Genomic DNA, 17,270 nt, shown 5'->3' with positions numbered 1-17,270 from the left:
ACTCGAATCTTTCGGAGCATAGGTAAAGATCTTGTCCAGCTTACAGGGCGTTCGGCACTCTAGAGCGCGGAAAAAAGGCCCTCTGTCTCGCTGACCTCCAAACGCGATCTTTCTTTACTTCTTCGTCACGTCGATCATGTTGTCGTCCGCGATGCGATCGATCAATTTGTTATAAGGATCAATGCCCGCTCGCGTTGGTTGCTGATCGACGACGATGGTAAATGTCTGGTGCTCTTCGGTTAGCTTTTCCTTCTTCATATAAAGCGGCTTCTCTTCATCCTTTTTGCCGGTGAAGACGCCGATGTCGATATAGTCGGCCATCGGCATAGGAGATTCAGCGCCGTTGCCATCAGCCTGCACCTTGCGCGCCTGCACGTTCAGCGTCACCTTGAACTTGCCGTCGCTCATCTTTTCTGACGTGGCGGAGAGCGTCTTGTTGTCGTAAAGCACGATGCGGTTGAAGCCATCGTCGATCATGTATTGCAGCTCCGCCGGGGTCTGCGCGCGGAGTGCTTCGACAAGCATCCGGGTGTCAGGATAAGGCTGATCTTCTGCTCCCGAGCCGTGCACAGCATCCGTCGCATCCACCTGGTTGTTCGCATTGGCATAGCGGTATTGCATCAGGAAGTTGTGAAGCGCGAGGTCGATCTTGTCTTCGCCGATGTAGTCGGCCAGCGTGTACATCACCTGCCCGCCTTTTTCGTACCAGACATACGGCTCATTCTGGACGAGTGACAGCGGTGGCTCGTGTCGCACCTCGCCCGCACGTCCTCGCAGATAGCGGTCGAGAAAGTGCCGCAGGACCTTATGCATGTAATCCTTGCCGTACTTCTGCTGCATCACCATGTATGCCGAATACTGCGCGAACGTCTCGGACATCATGTTCGATCCCTGCACCTGGCCGCCAATGAGCTGGTGTCCCCACCACTGGTGTCCAAGCTCATGCGCAGTGACGAAGTAGGTCAGATCGACATCGTCCTTATTGCGCATGCGACCGATAAAGCCGATTCCCTCTGAGAATGGAACCGTGTTGGGAAATGACTGCGCAAAGTTCCGATAACGCGGAAACTCCATAATGCGATATTGCGTGAACTGATAGGGGCTGAAGTGGGCCTGGTCGTAGTCAAGTCCGGCGCGCGAGCTGGCGAGCATATCGTCGATATCAAACGTGTGTGCAGGATCGTAGTAGACCTCAAGACTCACAGGTCCGCTCGGTCCGGTGTAGGTCTCCTTCCTGATGGCGTAGCGAGCCGACATGAAGTTGAAGAAATCGGCAATATGGGTGGACCCCATGCTGTACTCGTAGAAGTGCCGGTCACCCTGCCTCCACTCGCGCTGCAGGTAGCCGGGGGAGATGGCGATCTGGTCGGCCGAGGTGCTGACTACGGTGTGAAAGGTGATCCAGTCAGAGCTTGGAACGAAAAGATTGCGGCGCGAATGTAAAGGCTCGCCGCGAGCTGCCATCTCCTCGAAGGCACCGAGATGTTCCTCGCGACGACGACGCGGATCATTGAGCTCGAAGCCCTGGTCATACCCGATCTGCGGAAAGAATCCCGCGTCGAAGAACGTTCCATTCTTTGCAAACTCCGCGGCTTCATTTCCATCCTTGAAGCCTTTGCTGGTATGTCCGACGGAAAAGGTCGCCGTCAACACATCGCCGGGGGCAAGCGGAGTTTCAAGCGCATAGATTGAGTAGAGATCGCGCGGAGCACGGCTGACAAGATGGAATGGCCTGTCGAACTGTATCTTCGAGACAGACTCTTTCTCATCCGTGATGTGGACAACGCTTATAGGCGTATCAGTCTTATTCTGGAGTGTCATGCGGCCGGTGCCATCAAACGATCGTCGATCCGGATAGATGTTGACGTTCGCATCGACAGCCGTGACCTTTGGCTGCGGCAACAACTCATACCTTTTGAAGTCCCGCTCGTAGTTGGCCTGGATGACGCGGCGATCTTTTGCATTTAGGTATTCGTTCAGGACATGCGCGTTGTAGAAGTACCAGCCGCCAGATCCAAGAGCGAGCAGCAGAAGGATGGCTGCAGCGGGAACGAGCTTGGGTGCGCGGCGGATCGCAAGCCGCGTGCGTGAAGCCGGCGTATCCTCAGCGCCGCGGCGCGTGTAGGCGATAGAGATCACGCCGAGAAAGGCGAAGATCGCTAACCAGTAGGTATTTGCCCAGAACAGCGCTGCAACAAAATGGCCGTATCCATTCATGTCCGAGTAGGTATACGGGGGCGCACCGCCGGGCAGGTACAGCGTGTTTTCGAGGCCGAAGTTGAAGAGGATCGGCTGCAGCACGAAGATGCCGATGACAATAGCATGTCCGATGAATTTATTCGACACCAGCGTCTGTACAAACATCGCAAGCAGCGCAAACGCCAGGATCTGCGGGAAGGTGACCAGGTACAGTTCTTTGAAGTATTGCAGTAGCTCGTAATGGTAGTAGCCCAACACCGTCTGCATGAAGATGCCCGATAACATGGTTACCGTGAGCAGGACGAGTTCAACAAAGGCAATGGCCGTCAGCTTCGAGAGCCAGTCCGTAGCCTCGCGCAGGGGCAGGGCATCATGGATACCATCGAAGTGATTATCCCGCTCTCGCCATATCAGTTCGCCCGCGTAAAGCGTGGCGACAATATAGAAGAAGAGCTGCGCACCGCCCTCCACGGCCTGCAGCATCAGGTAGGTGACCGGCCAGACGTTTTCGCCGCCTACGCGCCCCGCAAAATATCCGTTGTTGATGGCGAAGACGAGCAGCAAGCCGACAATGGCCCAGAACGGTATCTCGCGCGTAATGGTCCGAATGCGAAGCTGCGTAAGCGAGAGATACTGCTTCCACGAGGTGCCCATCCCAAAGATCTGCCGTACGCGAGGTAGTTGCGCGACGACGAGCGAACGGATCGGACGTTTCTCTTCGGCATCGTGCTGGCGTGCCTTCGCGGCTCGCTTCCCCTGCGACTGCGCGGTTAGCGCCTCGACGGACATGGGAAAGAGCCGCCATGTAATCGCGAGCGCAACCAGGCCTACGGTCATCCAAAGAAGGCGGTTGTAAAGAAACACGCCGGGTGAGTTACCGGAAAGATCCCACGGAACCAGCAGGGCATTCTTCTCAATGACGGTCCAGTAGCGAACGACATTATCGAACAGGATCAAGCCGATAGGATCGAGAATGCCTGACCAGAAGTGTTCGAGCGAGCGGGTGGCCGAGAAAACGGTCAGCCCGATGACATACAGCATGAAGATCGCGACGCCCTGCAGGTAGACGACGAAGATCTTGCGCGTAAGAGCCGCGACGGCGAAGAAAAGTGAACCGAGGAAAAAGATCTGGATGACGTTAATCGATAGAAATGGCTGCAGGTACCACCACAGGTGATTCGGCCCGATACGGCTATGGTCAGCCCATGGAGCGAAGGTCCCAATGAATGTGCCGACCATCATGCCGGAGAAAGCAAAGACCGTCGTTACGAACGAGCCAGCCCAACGGCCGCCTAAATAAGCGAACTTGGAGATCGGCTTCGTGAAGAGGATCTGGTAGGTATCGCGTTGAAAGTCCCTGAGAATGGACGTGCCAAAGATAGCGGCAATCACGATCGTTCCGAAGAGACAGGAATACAGATCGTTGTAGCTATTGGCGTACGGACCGTTCAACAGCACCTTGCCATTTGCGAAGCCGACCGGCCCAAAGCTCTCGGATGCGACGCAGAAGAAGGAAAAGAAAAACCACAGAAGAAAGTAGATATAGGTAGAGACGCTCTTCATGCGGAAGCGCAGCTCAAAGGTGAAGAATTCCCAGAACATGGTCATGACCGATCCTTCGTGACGAGCGTCACTTCTTTGCGTGGCGGGAGAGATTCAGGAAGTAGACATCTTCAAGTCCGGAGGGAACGGTATGGAAGGCCGCTCCCGGCGAGGCTGCAGAGAAGACGCGAATCTCGTGCTGACCGCCGACAAGGTGCGTGCTGATGACCTGGAACTCAGCCTCAACGGCGCGAAGCTCATCATCGGTCGAGACAACGCGCGACCAGATATGCCCCTCCAGCGCGCCCAGCGCCTCGTTCGGTGCTCCCTCAAGCAGCACCTCGCCGGCTGCGATGATTGCCATGCGCGGGCAGAGTTCGCGAACGTCATCCACGATATGGGTCGAGAGAATGACCGTCACATCCCGGCCGATCGAAGAGAGCAAATTCAGGAAGCGGTTGCGCTCAGCAGGATCAAGCCCGGCGGTCGGCTCATCGACGATGATCAGCCGAGGATTCGCCAGCAATGCCTGCGCAATCCCGAAGCGCTGCTTCATACCACCTGAGTAGGTCGACAGCGCCTTCTTGCGAGCATCCCAGAGATTGGTTTGCTGCAGCAGAGCCTCGACCATCTCCTTTCGCTCACCCGCAGCAGTAATACCCTTAAGGATGGCAAGATGATGAAGCATGTCGGTCGCCGACATCTTCGGATACACCCCAAACTCCTGCGGCAGATACCCGAGAATCTTCCGAACCTCGTCCTTTTGCGTCAGCACGTTAATGCCGTCCAGATCGACCGTGCCTGAGTCCGGGTCCTGTAGCGTGGCGATGGTCCGCATCAAGGAACTCTTCCCGGCTCCATTTGGCCCGAGCAGACCAAACATATTGTTGCCAATGGTCAGAGAGAGATTCTTCAGCGCGCGAACGCCGTTCGGGTAGGTCTTGGACAGGCCTGTGATCGTGAGAGCCATCGAGCGAGTCTCCAGTCAAAGATGATGATCTTTACATACGGTTCGGTACGCGAACTCTATCACGGAAGTTCGGACGATGTGCCAAGGTAAAAGCCTGGAGCGCAGTTTCGCAGTTTAGTAACTGTAGGGGTAACCAATATCTGAAATGCCTCGCGCGATGCCTGACCGCAGCATTCTTGTAAATGTGAGACGATTTATCACGCTTCGCCGTCTCTCTAATAGCAGTTGAGGTGTCTATGAACGTCGCCGCCTTCCGCACGTTGTCTCTTGCCGGTCTTGTTGCACTCAGCCAGTTCTATCTATCTGCACAGGAACCGCCGGTTACGCAGCCGTCAGCGCCTCAGCCTGCAGTCCAGTCGGCCTCACCATCTCCCTCAGCTCCCGCACAACCAGCAGCAGGACCGCAGCCCACGAAGAACAGTAATGGCACGTACACCATCCAAAGGACGGCCCGCCTCGTCGTGCTCGACATGGTAGTCACCGACGCCAAGGGCAATATCGTCAAGGAACTGAAGCGGGATAACTTTCATGTCGAAGAGGTGGGCGAACCGCAGACCATCCTGAATTTTGAGGAGGCCGGTGCCCATGTTCCCGATCCAGAGATCACGATCAACTCAACGGCTGATCTCGACCGCCTCGCACCACGCGCACCGGTCAACATCATCCTGTTGGATGAATTCAATACCCGCTTTGAGGACATGGCCTTCGCGCGCTACTCACTGAAGAAGTTTCTAGAAAAGCAGCCAGATAAGCTGACCACCCCGACGATCCTCATCTCGGTCGACCTGCAGAAATTCACCGTCATCCACGACTACACGCAGAACAAAGCCGAGCTAATCTCCTCGCTCGATCACCACCTCGTCTCGTACCCATGGCAGGCGCATCAGGGTGCCTGGATCGGAGAGCGCTACGGCACGGCTTTCCTCACGTTGCGCCGTGTGGCAGAGGCTGTGATTGGTCATCCCGGACATAAGAACATGATCTGGATCGGTCGCGGCTTTCCGGCGCTGAACTTTGCTAATGTGCCTGTCGACACTGAGCGGCGAGTCTACAACGCCGTGCAGGATTGCGTAAACGTCCTGCGGGACGCACGCGTAACACTCTACACGATCGACCCCGCAGGGGTGATGGTCAACCCCGGCGAATACGGCGCTGCCGCAGCCTTCGACGATCCCTTCGGCGGCAACTATCAGTTCAGCCGGCTGGCCAAAGCGACCGGCGGGCGCACGCTCTACGGTCGCAATGATGTCGACGCCGAGATCGGTACAGCGATTCGCGACGGTAATAGCTTCTACACGCTTACCTATCGGCCAACGAATGCCTTGCTCGACCCGCAGAAGTTCCGCAAGATCAGGGTGACGCTCGATCAGCCTGGCCTGCAGGTGCTGACCCGTGAGGGCTACTACCTCCAATATGGTCCAGGGCGGGTCAATCCGCAGAACCCCTCGCGTCGCCTGATCGCCGATCTTGTCTCCGCCGATTCGAGCACCATGGTCTACGACGGTGTACCAGTCTCGCTGGCTCCTTCGGCAACCGATCCGGACACCTACCTGGTACATGTCGACGCGCGCGGACTGGCCTGGTCTTATGCGACAGAGACTGAGCCGCGCCATGCGGAGGTGGTGCTCCTCGTCGCAACCTTCGATAAAAAGGGTAAGGAACTGAATCGCGTGGCCAAGACCATCAAGGTCAGTGCGCCGACGACCGTAGCGCCGACAGGCAGACTTGAACGAAGTCTCGACCTCAACTACAAGATTGACCACGATCCGAAAGCCGTTCGCGCTCGATTCGTCGTACGGGTAAGTGCCTCCGGGCGCATCGGCACTGCAGATACTGTTCTCGGTCAGCAGGCCATCGTGCATCCGCCCGAGGCAAAGCCTTAGAGGGGCTGTCTCGATTGCCGTAAACTATTGGAGGACGCAGGATCGCGCCCCAGTAACGATGGCAAGCCGCAGAGCTAGGCGGACCACAGAGAGGCAAGTACACGTGAAGGCATTGGTAAAAAGCCGCGGCGAACGCGGCATCTGGCTTGAGGACGTTCCCGAGCCGGAGATGGGCATCAACGACGTCAAGATTCGCGTCCTCAAGACCGGCATCTGCGGGACCGATCTACATATCTATGAGTGGGATTCGTGGGCAAGTGCGACCATTCCGCTTGGCCTCACAATCGGGCATGAGTTCGTTGGCGAGGTCGTCGCGATGGGTTCGAACGTCGCCGACGTTACCCTCGGTCAACTCGTGAGTGGGGAAGGCCACGTAGTCTGCGGTCGCTGCCGCAACTGTCTTGCGGGCCGACGTCATCTTTGCGCACACACCAGCGGAGTTGGCGTGAATCGCAACGGTGCGTTCGCAGAATTCATCGTCCTGCCGACGACGAATATCTGGCAGCACTCCGCCGGCATCGATCACGATGTCGCCTCGATCTTCGATCCCTTCGGCAATGCCGTTCATACGGCGCTTGAGTTTCCTGTACTTGGTGAAGATGTCCTAGTGACCGGCGCAGGTCCGATCGGCATTATGGCTGCGGCGGTCGCGCGTCACGCTGGCGCACGCTACGTCGTCATCTCCGACCCGAACCCATACCGCCGCGCGCTGGCCGAAAAGATCGGCGTGACGCTCGCGGTCGATCCGCGCTCCACGACGCTTAAAGAGGTACAGACAAAGCTTGGCATGCAGGAGGGCTTCGACGTTGGCCTCGAGATGTCCGGCAATCCGCAGGCCTTCCGCGACATGCTCGCCAGCATGAGCCACGGCGCGAAGATCGCCATGCTCGGTATTCCGTCCGAGGACATCTCGATCAACTGGAACCAGGTCGTCTTCAACCAACTCACCATCCGCGGCATCTACGGCCGCGAGATGTACGAGACCTGGTACAAGATGACGGTCATGCTGGAGTCTGGCCTCGATATCTCGCCGGTCATCACGCATCGCCTGAACTGGCGTGACTACGAGGACGGCTTCGCGGCCATGCGGTCGGGCAACTCCGGCAAGGTGATTCTCGATTGGGCTGATGTAGGCTGATGGCCTGGTGAAGTTGTACCTTCATCGCAGCTTAAGCTAGGCAGCGCTACAGTCATCGGGTGTACTCGAACATCAGACCGTCGCTGTATTTGCAGATAGCAACGTTCCTTGTTGCTATCTGCGGCTGCTGCTCAACAGGGGCGCGAGCCCAGCAATCCCCGGCGATTTCGATCGACCTGGCCCAGGCGCTCAGCAGAGCCCAATCGAATGAGCCTGCATTCGCAGCGGCCAGTGCAGCCAATCGTGTGGCGGCTCTCGATCGCACCATCGCGCGAAATGCGCTGTTGCCCAGCGCGATCTACCACAATCAAATCCTCTATACGCAGCCAAACGGTGCGACCAACCAGGCTGGTTCAGCCGGGACGCAGTCGGCTCCGCGTTTTATTGCGAACAATGCCGTGCACGAATATGCAAGCCAGGGTATCGTCAGCGAGACGATCGGGCTACAGCAGTTGACTGCCGTCAGCCGTGCCTCCGCTGCAGCAGCGGTTGCAACAGCAGAGTTGGAGATAGCTCGTCGAGGTCTGGTAGCCGCCGTGGTCGGTCTTTTCTACGGTTCTCTTGCCGCCGATCGTAAGCTGACCGTAGCGGAGCGGGCCGCTGCAGAGGCAGCCAGCTTTACGACGCTCGCCCAGCAACGCGAAGCCGCCCGCGAAGGTGCTCACGCCGATGTCGTCAAGGCGCAGCTTCAGCAGCAGCAGCGTGACCGGGACCTCGTTGATGCTCGCCTTCAATCCCAACGATCGCGCCTTGAACTGGCCGTCCTCCTCTTTCCCGATCCGCGAACCCCCTACAGTCTCGAGACCCCGCCATCCACACCGCTCGCGACGCGCGATGAGGTCGATGCTGCGGCTACCCGTGCCAACCCCGAGTTGCAGAGCGCGCTTGCCTCGCTTCGCGCCAGTTCGCTCGATGTTCGTGCGGCGCGCGCATCCTATCTGCCGGATCTCGGCCTCAACTTCGCCTATGGTATCGACGCCGAACACTTCGCGACGCGCGGGCCGCAACAGGTTGAGAACCTAGGCTACTCGGCCTCGGCTACGCTCGACATTCCTATCTGGGACTGGCTGAACACGCAGCACCGCATCAAGCAGGCGGAGATCCTTCGCGACACGGCAAAGGTGTCCCTCTCGGCAACCCAGCGACGCCTGATCGCACAGCTCGATGAGAGCTATGCTGAGGCTGCAGCCGCGCATGATCAGCTGCAATCGCTTGACCTGAGCGTGACTACGGCCGCAGACAGCCTCCGCCTCACGCGTCTGCGTTACATGGCCGGCGAGGCGACGGCGCTTGAGATCGTCGACGCGCAGAACTCGCTGACCACGGCCGAGATCGCTCGAGAAGATGGCACCGTTCGATACCAGGCAGCGCTCGCATCACTCCAGATCCTCACAGGAACTCTCTCATGAAGCGCTCTCTCCTTACTGCCTCACTCCTGCTTCTTGCGCTCGGCTGTACGAAGAAAGAAGCTACGCCCGAACCAGAGGTCGACGTACAGGCTGTGCATCCCACCGAGGGCAGTATCTCGGACCAGATCACCGCCGATGCGCTGCTGGCACCGCTCGCGCAGGCCGCAATCTCGCCGCGTGTGAGTGCACCGGTGAAGCGCTTTTACGTTCAGCGCGGTGCGCATGTGAAGGCGGGACAACTGCTGGCGACCCTTGAGAACAGCGACCTTGCCGCTGCGGCGCTTGACACCAAGGGCACCTATACCGCTGCGCAGGGTAGCTTCGAAACCGAGACGCGGGCGCAGGTTCCTGAAGATACCGCCAAGGCACAGACCGATCTTGCGCAAGCCAAGGCGAACCTTGATCTCAGCCAGAGTGTTGTAAACGGCCGCACGCAGCTCTTCGCGCAGGGAGCGATTCCGGGCCGCGATCTCGATACCGCGAAGGCCACGCTCGTGCAGTCACAAGCGGCTTACGATGTAGCGAAGCTGCATCTTCAGTCTGTTGAGCAGATAAGTCGCAAGGCGTCGCTTCAGTCTGCCGAAGGGCAGCTTACCTCAGCCAAGGGCAAGTACCTCGGCGCCGAAGCGCAACTGAGCTACACCGAGATTCGCAGTCCAATCAGCGGCATCGTTACGGAGCGCGCGCTCTTCGCCGGCGAGACGGCGTCGGCAGGCACGGCGCTGTTGACCGTAATGGATACGTCGGCCCTGCTGGCCAAGCTCCATCTCTCGCAGGTGCAGGCGCAGCAGCTTGTACTCGGTGGTGCGGCGACCGTCGCCGTTCCAGGCATTGCCGATCCAATCGATGCGAAGGTGTCGCTCATCAGCCCGGCGCTCGACCCCGGCAGCACGACACTGGAGGTGTGGCTACGCGTCGACAATCGCGACGGCAAGTTGAAGGCGGGAACGCCAGTGCGCGCCGTGATCACCGGGCGGACGATCTCGCATGCGCTGCTGATTCCTTCGGACGCACTGCAGGTTGCAGCTGATGGAACGAGCAAGTTCGTCATGATCGTTGACTCGAACAGCACTGCCCGGAAACGACCAGTGACGATCGGGATTCGTACTGCTGAGCAGGTGCAGGTGCTGTCAGGGATCTCGGCGGCTGACACTGTCATAGTGACTGGTTCGTATGCGCTCGACGATAAGACGAAGGTGAAGGTTGGACCACCCGCCGCTGCCGGGAAGGATGCGGACGATAAATGATCGCCGAGCCCTCCACTACGACCGAGACAGCGAAGCCATTCTGGCTGGTCAACTCCTCGAAGACGATCTTCTTCTTTCTGCTTGTCCTCACGATGGCCGGAATCTACGGTGCGTTTCAGGTACCGATCTCGGTCTTTCCGGACACCAACTTCCCGCGCGTCGTGATCGGCGTCGACAACGGTGTCATGCCGGTCGAGCAGATGCAGGTCACCATCACCAAGCCAATCGAGGATGCGATCAACAGCGTTCCCGGCCTTGTGACGGTACGGAGTACGACGAGCCGTGGATCGGCTGAGATCAGCCTCTTTTTCGATTGGAATGTGGACATGTTCCGTACGTTGCAACTGGCCGATGCGGCGCTCTCGAAGGTCCAACAGACGTTGTCCTCGACTGCGCGGCTGACGACCAATCGGCTTACTTTTGCGACCTTTCCGATCCTCGGCTATGCGCTCACGGCGGATGATCGCGGTGCAGCGACAGTCACGCAGAGTCAGCTCTGGGAGATTGCGACCTACGATCTGAAGCCGCCGCTGAACCGCGTCAATGGAGTCAGCACGGTAGTGGTGCAGGGTGGGCAGGTGCCGGAGTTTCATATCGTCCCAAACCTTGCGCGACTGCAGGCTTCAGGTGTGACGCTGCTCGATCTGGTCAATGGCGTTCAAGCCTCGAACATCATCGACTCGCCGGGATTGTATGAGGCGGATCATGAGTTGATCCTTGGCTTGGTTGGCGCGCAGGCGCATGATGCCTCGCAGCTTGGCAATCTTGTCATCAAGACGACCGCTGGTGGAGCGCCGGTTCGCGTGTCCGATGTGGCGAAGGTGGAGCGGGCGACGATGCCGGTCTACACGATGGTTGCGGCGAACGGGAAGCCTGCGGTGCTGCTGAACATTGCGCGGCAGCCCTCCAGCAACACCGTTACCGTGGCCGATGCGGTTGCTGTCGAATTGCAACAGTTGAAGAGCAAACTTCCGGCTGGCGTCCATCTTGAGCCGTTCTATGACCAGTCGGAATTGGTGCGGGAGAGCATCTCGAGTGTGCGGGACGCGATCTTTATCGGGCTCATCCTCGCCTGCGTCATCCTCTTTCTTTTCCTGCGCGACTGGAGTTCGTCGCTCATTGCAGGGCTGGTTATCCCTGTAACCGTAGCGGTTACGATCCTATTTCTGTGGATCATTGGGCAAAGCTTCAACCTCATGACGCTTGGCGGACTGGCGGCTGCGATCGGATTGGTGATCGATGACGCAATCGTGGTGGTCGAGAATATTGTCGTGCATCGCGACAGCGGTGAGTCGCGGGTCGATTCGGTGCGCAAGGCCCTGCGCGAGATTACGGTTCCGCTGATTGGCTCGACCATTACGCCGGTCGTCGTCTTCCTTCCGCTGATCTCGGTGACGGGTGTGACGGGCAGTTTCTTTCGCGCTCTGGCGGTGACGATGACGGCGGCTTTGCTCACTTCGCTGCTGCTGGCGCTAACCTGGACACCGGCGCTGAGCCTGTCGTTACTGCGGCCTCGGCGGCAGTCGGATACGCCGCATGAGGAGAATGGACCGGTGATGCGGCGAGTACTTTCGGCCCATCAGCGGACGCTTACGTGGGCGCTCATCCATCCGTTCTACCTTGCGCTTTGCTGCCTTATGCTCGTGCTGGTTGGCTACTTCAGCTATCAGGGACTCGGCTCCGATCTGTTGCCGGAGATGGACGAGGGTGCGTTCATCCTTGACTACACGATGCCTGCGGGCAGTTCGCTGACGGAGACGAAGCGGGTGCTCCAGCATGTGGAGCAGATTCTGCATGAGACGCCGGAGGTGCTGATTACGTCGCGCCGGACCGGCTTGCAGATGGGGCTTGCGGCGGTGACCGAGGCCAACTACGGCGACTTCACCGTGAGGCTTAAGACGAAGCGGTCACGAGCGATTGACGAGGTGATGGCGGACGTTCGGGCGCAGTTGAAGACGTCTGAGCCGGAGCTTGATGTCGAGTTTACGCAGGTGCTGCAGGACATGATCGGCGACCTGTCGAACTCGCCGGAGCCGATCCAGATCAAGCTCTTTGCGAACAGCCAGGACGTGCTGAACGAGCTTGGGCCGAAGGTGCAGGCGGCAATCGGCAAGATTCCAGGCGTGGTGGATACGCAGAACGGGATCGACAATACGATCTCCGGACCGGCTACCAACTTCCAGATCAACCCTGTGCTGGCGGCGCGGCTTGGCTTTACGCCGAGCGAGGTTGCTGAGGATGCGACGGCGATCCTCGATGGGCTGCCAACGAACGATCCGGTGATCGTGAATGGTCGGCCGTATACGATTCGGGTGCGGCTGCCGGAGGAGAATCGAGCTTCGCTCGACGCGATCCAGAACACCGTCTTCAACTCGGCGAGCGGGCATACGGCGACGCTGGGCTCGATGGCAGAGGTGACGCAACTTCCGCCGCAGAACGAGATCCGGCGGGAGAATCTGCAGCAGCTCATTGTGGTGAGCGGGCGGCTTGAGGGCTCGGACCTCGGTACGGCGATGGCGCAGGTCCGGCAGACGGTGGCGGGGCTGCATCTGCCGTCGAGCGTGCGGGTTGAGTATGGCGGGACCTATGAGGAGCAGCAGAAGTCGTTCCGCGATCTGGCGCGGGTGCTGCTATTGGCGCTGGCGCTGGTCTTCGGCGTGCTTTTGGCAGAGTTCCGAAACCTGTCGGCTCCGATTGCCATTTTGACCAGTTCGGTGTTGTCGATTGCCGGCGTGGTGCTCGCGCTGCTTGCAACGAAGACGACCTTTAACGTGGCCAGCTTTATGGGGCTGATCATGGTGATCGGGATTGTGGCGAAGAACGGCATCCTGCTGCTGGATGCCGACGAGAAATATCGTGGGGCGGAGGATGGCGGTTCGGGAGATCATGCTCGCGAGGCGATGGTGCATGCGGCGCAGCGGCGGCTTCGGCCTATTGTAATGACAGCGATTGCGGCGGTCAGTGGGATGCTTCCGCTGGCGTTTGCGCTTGGGGCCGGGTCGCAGATGCTGCAACCTTTGGCTATCGCGGTGATCGGGGGGCTGGTGCTTTCAGTCTTCCTGTCGCTTGTGGTGACGCCTGTGATTTATTACCGTCTGACGCGGGTTCGTTGACTCGAAGCCAAAAAAGCGGTGCGAGATGCTGAGCGTAAGTGTATTGTAGTGAGCAGCTTAGCTGTTTCTTCTTGTCGTAAATATAGCATTCTAAATGGGTTACGGGTAAATATAAGATTCTAAAAGACTCAGCCCCGGTTGTGGCCGGGGACTTAGTCTATTGCGGGAAACTACTTGCGGCTAATGACGAGAACGGTGAAGCTGCCGGGGACAACTGCCGGCCGGGGCCTTGGGTTTTCGGCGGTGGCGGCGGGACGGGGACCCATCTCGGCGGCGACGACGTAGACGTGTCCGTTGCCGGAGTCGAAGGCCATGGTGCGGCCACTCTTCTGTGTGGGAAGGGTTTGGATGACCTTGTAGTCGGACGTTGCGGTGTCAACTACGGTGAGGGTTCCTTCGCCATTGGAGCTGAAGGCGAGGTGGTGGGCGGCGTCGTAGCCGGCTGCGTCGGGACCGTCGCCGATCGGCACAAGCTTGAGGACCTTGCCCGAGTCGGCATCGGTGACCGACATGACCTTGCCATCGCAGACGGAGAAGAGCTTGCGGCTGGCGGTGTCCATGGCCATGCCGCTGGGGGACTCGCAGCCGGCGAGCGGCCACTCGGCGGTGACCTTCATCGATTTGGCGTCGATGCGGGCGATGGAGTTTTTGGTCTCGATGTTAACGAAGACGGTGCCTTTACCATCGGCCTGGGGGAACTCGGGCTTGCCGGAGAGTTTGACGGTTCCGGTGACGGTCATGGATTGTGTGTCGATGACGGTGGCGTCCATGCTGCGTCCGTTGAAGGCCCAGACGGTTTTAGTGACGGGCTCGTAGACGATGCCGTCGGGGTTGGTTCCGGCGGGAATGGACTTGACCGTGGCGAAGGTCTTGCGGTCGAAGACGACGACGTTATTACCTGCGCCCTCGCTGATGTAGCCGTACTTGCCATCGGGATCGAGCGCTACGCCATGGGTTCCCTTAAGGCCTGTGATGGCTCCTACGGGCTTACCGGTTTTGGTGTCGACGACTTCGACGCGGGTACCGTGGGTGACGTAGAGGAGGTGGCTGGAGGGATCGGCGAGGAGGTAGTCCCAGCCGCCTTCGCCGCCGAGGGTCCACTTGTCGATGACGCTGTAGGTCTGAGCCTGGGCGATAAGGGTGCAGGCGAGGGGGAGGGTGTAGAGGAGAGATCTTAGGCGCATGGTGCTCCTTCGGGAGATGGTGTCGACTTGAGTAGTGTGTGCCTGTGTGGCTGAAGGGAAGCTGAAGAGAGCTTCGCCGGGGAAGAGAAGGCTTAAACGCCGATCAGTCCGGATGACACCGATCAGGTGCTATACGCAGGTTCTCTTCGGGAGTGACAGAAAGAAAGGCCAAGGCTTAGGTTTGCGGTTCGGCTTCGATAGGGAGGGAGATGTGGACCTGGGTGCCCTGGGCGGGGGTGCTGGTGATGGAAATGTTTCCGCTGGCTCGTTCGACGATGGCTTTGCAGATGGCCAGGCCGAGGCCGGTGCCGCCGGTCTTGCGGGAGCGGGAGGCGTCGGCGCGGTAGAAGCGTTCGAAGACGTGGGGGAGTGCTTGGGGGGGGATGCCTTCGCCGGTGTCCTTGATGGTGATCTGGGCGGTGGCGTGGGTGCGCTCGGCGGCGATGCGGACGGTGGAGTCGGTGGGGCTGTGCTGGATGGCGTTGGTGATGAGGTTGATGAGGAGGCTGCGGAGGAGTTCGAGCTCCATCTGTATATAGATAGGTTCGATTTCGTCGCTGAGCAGATGGACCGAGTGTAGCTCGGCGACAGGTGCCAGTTCGGCGAGGGCGGCGGTGATGGTTGCTGCGAGGTTCGTGGATGAGGCGAAAGTTGTTAGGGATGGTTCGTCGACGCGCGCCATAAGGAGCATCTTCTGGGCGAGTTCTTCCATGCGGAGGCAATCTGCGTAGGAGCGCTGGAGGCCTGCAGCGTACTCGGCCGGGGTGCGAGCGCGTAGTTCAAGGAGTTGGATGGACGACTTGACGACGGCTACGGCGGTCTTGAGTTCGTGGGCTGCATCTCCGGTGAACTGGCGCTGCTGGGTGAAGGAGTGCTCAAGCCGCTGGATGACACCTTCCATTGCTGTGACGAGGGGGCGGAGTTCGGCGACCTGGCGAACTTGCTCGCCGGGGGCGAAGTGCCAGGAGGCCGCGGAGATCGCCTCAGCGTCGGTGGCGAGGAGGTGCAGGGGATGCATGCTACGCCGGACGATGACGGGGACGAGCAGGGCGGTGACGAGGACGAGGAGACCGTTGGCGAGGGTGAAGACCCGCACGGCTCCGAAGACCACCTCCCAGACCTCGTGGGTGGGTGAGGCGTAGAGGACGAGGAGTGGATGGCGGACGTTGGCGGCCATGGGATCGACGACGCGCACGCCCCGGAGGCGGATGGCGCGGTAGTCATGACCATGGATGGTGAGATTGAAGTAGCCGGGATCGCCCTGCCAGTCCTCGGAGCTTGGGGTCCAGTTGGCGGAATGGCCGAGATCCTGCGCACCTTGTTCGCGAACGGCGTAGACATCGTGGCGGGGGAATTTAAGGTCGGTGGTGTCGAGCATGACGCCTTGCTTCGCGTCGTCGGCATCCTCAACGGCTCCCATGACGGTGTCGGCGCGTCCGTGAAGGCTCACGTCGAAGGACCGGAAGTGGGCGTGGCGCTCGTAGATGAAGGCGAAGGCAGTGACGCAGATGGCGGCGATCAGTTCGACCGTGAGGACGAGGGTGACGACGCGGCGGGTGATGGAGTACGGCTTCACGGAATGACCTGCTCCGGCTGGAGCTTGTAGCCGCGCCCGCGAAGGGTCTGAATGTAGGGAAGGCCGTCGCCGGTGTCGAGCTTGCGGCGGAGATTGGAGACGTGGGCCTCGATGACGTTTGAGTGACGCTCCCAGTTGTAGTCGTAGAGGTGTTCGAGCAGCTCACGCTTGGAGACGACAACCTTTGGCTTGTGGAGGAGGTACTCGAAGATGCGGTACTCGGCGGGGGAGAGGTCGATGGGAGTGCCGTTGCGGGACACGCTCTGCTCGAGGGTGTTGATGTCGAGGTCGCGGACGTGGAGCAGGGGAGTGGCGACGCCTTTGCCGCGGCGAACGAGAGCTTTGACGCGTGCGAGGAGTTCGCCGAGATCGAAGGGTTTGCCGAGGTAGTCGTCCGCTCCGAGATTCAATAGGGCGATGACGCTGGTGGTCTCCTGCCGGGCAGTGAGGATGAGGACGGGGGTGCGATCGTTGCGGGCGCGCAGGGCTTTTAGGACGCCTGCGCCGTCGAGCCTGGGGAGCATGAGGTCGAGGACGATGAGGTCGTAGTGGCCGTAGGAGGCGAGGTCGAGCCCGGTCTCGCCATCCTCGGCGACATCTACGGCAAAGCCTGCGCCATCGCGGATGGCGGCGGCGATGTTCTCGGCCAAACGGCGTTCGTCCTCAACCAGCAGAATACGCATCGTAACCTTATGGACAGTTTATGACTCAAAGATGAGTTCAGTATTAAGGTTGCGTGTTCAGGAGATGGTAACGAAATCCTAACGATCTACTTTGTGCGTTCTATAGAAGAAAGGCTGACGTTATGATCGGAAGCGGCTAGGATTGTGCTGCGACATACGTTTCGGTCTGTGCCCATCGTGCGGAGGTCTCGCGTTGTACTCTCTCCAACATCCCACGTAGAGTGACAAGGTCTGCAAGCATGGAACCAAGCGACTGTGAAATGCCGGGCACGATGACGCATCAGCCGGATAGCTTGTTTGAACGATGTTCATGGTTTTATGCCCTG

At 59.4% G+C, this 17,270-nt stretch carries 10 protein-coding genes; 5 read left to right on the top strand and 5 right to left on the bottom strand.

The genetic code is table 11. The features are described from left to right. Window positions 1-114 precede the first annotated feature (114 nt). Both OHL20_RS01675 and OHL20_RS01670 read right to left on the bottom strand, forming a co-directional pair. Window positions 115-3,807: an ABC transporter permease/M1 family aminopeptidase gene (locus OHL20_RS01675; protein ID WP_263381484.1), complete on the bottom strand. Its 3,693-nt coding sequence runs from the start codon at window positions 3,805-3,807 to the stop codon at window positions 115-117. A 22-nt stretch (window positions 3,808-3,829) separates the two neighbouring features. Beyond that, complete coding sequence (locus OHL20_RS01670; RefSeq protein WP_263381483.1) at window positions 3,830-4,711, bottom strand: ABC transporter ATP-binding protein; 882 nt, start codon at window positions 4,709-4,711, stop codon at window positions 3,830-3,832. A gap of 236 nt (window positions 4,712-4,947) precedes the next feature. On the opposite strand from OHL20_RS01670, the gene OHL20_RS01665 reads away from it, so the two are divergent. The 5 genes from OHL20_RS01665 to OHL20_RS01645 all read left to right on the top strand — a co-directional run bounded on the left by OHL20_RS01665 (window position 4,948) and on the right by OHL20_RS01645 (window position 13,501). Continuing rightward, a complete protein-coding gene (locus OHL20_RS01665) occupies window positions 4,948-6,594 on the top strand; it encodes a VWA domain-containing protein (RefSeq protein WP_263381482.1) in 1,647 nt (548 codons plus the stop codon). 103 nt (window positions 6,595-6,697) lie between these two features. Next, window positions 6,698-7,732 (top strand): L-threonine 3-dehydrogenase, encoded by a 1,035-nt coding sequence (gene tdh / locus OHL20_RS01660; RefSeq protein WP_263381481.1) that lies wholly within the window; start codon window positions 6,698-6,700, stop codon window positions 7,730-7,732. Window positions 7,733-7,821: 89 nt separating this feature from the next. Next, window positions 7,822-9,141 (top strand): TolC family protein, encoded by a 1,320-nt coding sequence (locus OHL20_RS01655; RefSeq protein WP_263381480.1) that lies wholly within the window; start codon window positions 7,822-7,824, stop codon window positions 9,139-9,141. Further along, a complete protein-coding gene (locus tag OHL20_RS01650; protein ID WP_263381479.1) occupies window positions 9,138-10,388 on the top strand; it encodes an efflux RND transporter periplasmic adaptor subunit in 1,251 nt (416 codons plus the stop codon). Before OHL20_RS01655 ends, OHL20_RS01650 begins: the two co-directional genes overlap by 4 nt. After that, on the top strand, window positions 10,385-13,501 hold the full coding sequence (locus tag OHL20_RS01645) for an efflux RND transporter permease subunit (protein WP_263381478.1): 3,117 nt from the start codon (window positions 10,385-10,387) through the stop codon (window positions 13,499-13,501). Before OHL20_RS01650 ends, OHL20_RS01645 begins: the two co-directional genes overlap by 4 nt. 170 nt (window positions 13,502-13,671) lie before the next feature. Here the strand turns inward: OHL20_RS01645 and OHL20_RS01640 are convergent, their stop codons facing one another. From OHL20_RS01640 to OHL20_RS01630, 3 genes are all read right to left on the bottom strand, one after another. Then, on the bottom strand, window positions 13,672-14,685 hold the full coding sequence (locus tag OHL20_RS01640) for a YncE family protein (RefSeq protein ID WP_263381477.1): 1,014 nt from the start codon (window positions 14,683-14,685) through the stop codon (window positions 13,672-13,674). 175 nt (window positions 14,686-14,860) lie between these two features. Then, window positions 14,861-16,261, bottom strand: coding sequence for a sensor histidine kinase (locus tag OHL20_RS01635; RefSeq protein ID WP_263381476.1), 1,401 nt, complete (start codon window positions 16,259-16,261; stop codon window positions 14,861-14,863). After that, the gene (locus tag OHL20_RS01630) at window positions 16,258-16,944 is read right to left on the bottom strand and encodes a response regulator transcription factor (RefSeq protein ID WP_263381475.1); all 687 of its coding nucleotides are present in this window, start codon (window positions 16,942-16,944) and stop codon (window positions 16,258-16,260) included. Before OHL20_RS01630 ends, OHL20_RS01635 begins: the two co-directional genes overlap by 4 nt. Window positions 16,945-17,270: the final 326 nt, after the last annotated feature.

Source organism: Granulicella arctica (genome assembly GCF_025685605.1).
Classification (GTDB): domain Bacteria; phylum Acidobacteriota; class Terriglobia; order Terriglobales; family Acidobacteriaceae; genus Edaphobacter; species Edaphobacter arcticus.
This window is presented reverse-complemented; position numbering and strand designations above follow the sequence as displayed.

What these genes read in the sequence shown, in the direction of transcription:
- OHL20_RS01675 (WP_263381484.1), bottom strand. Translation starts at nt 3,807, where the DNA reads ATGACCATGTTCTGGGAATTCTTCACCTTTGAGCTGCGCTTCCGCATG.
- OHL20_RS01670 (WP_263381483.1), bottom strand. Translation starts at nt 4,711, where the DNA reads ATGGCTCTCACGATCACAGGCCTGTCCAAGACCTACCCGAACGGCGTT.
- OHL20_RS01665 (WP_263381482.1), top strand. Translation starts at nt 4,948, where the DNA reads ATGAACGTCGCCGCCTTCCGCACGTTGTCTCTTGCCGGTCTTGTTGCA.
- OHL20_RS01640 (WP_263381477.1), bottom strand. Translation starts at nt 14,685, where the DNA reads ATGCGCCTAAGATCTCTCCTCTACACCCTCCCCCTCGCCTGCACCCTT.
- OHL20_RS01650 (WP_263381479.1), top strand. Translation starts at nt 9,138, where the DNA reads ATGAAGCGCTCTCTCCTTACTGCCTCACTCCTGCTTCTTGCGCTCGGC.
- OHL20_RS01645 (WP_263381478.1), top strand. Translation starts at nt 10,385, where the DNA reads ATGATCGCCGAGCCCTCCACTACGACCGAGACAGCGAAGCCATTCTGG.
- OHL20_RS01630 (WP_263381475.1), bottom strand. Translation starts at nt 16,944, where the DNA reads ATGCGTATTCTGCTGGTTGAGGACGAACGCCGTTTGGCCGAGAACATC.